Below are 214 nucleotides of genomic sequence, written 5' to 3'. Positions count from 1 at the left end.
AAATCCCTCTGCTTGCTGTAAACCCGTAACAAGAGAAGGGAGGATAATCAGATGCCACGTAAAGGTCCTGTAGCAAAAAGAGACGTTTTACCTGATCCGCTTTACAACTCTAAACTGGTTACTCGTTTGATCAACAAAATGATGATCGACGGTAAAAAAGGTAAAGCTCAAACAATCCTATACAAGTCATTCGATATTATTAAAGAACGTACCG

The 214-nt window shown here is 39.3% G+C and carries 1 pseudogene; it reads left to right on the top strand.

What is annotated here, in order from left to right:
• Positions 1-51 precede the first annotated feature (51 nt).
• Positions 52-214 (top strand): annotated as a pseudogene (locus CF394_RS09625) (30S ribosomal protein S7); the annotation flags it as partial.

It is taken from the genome of Tetzosporium hominis (assembly GCF_002265435.1).
Taxonomy (GTDB): Bacteria; Bacillota; Bacilli; order Bacillales_A; family Planococcaceae; genus Chryseomicrobium; species Chryseomicrobium hominis.
Note: the sequence above shows the minus strand (reverse complement) of the source record. Positions and strands in the feature narration are given on the sequence as shown.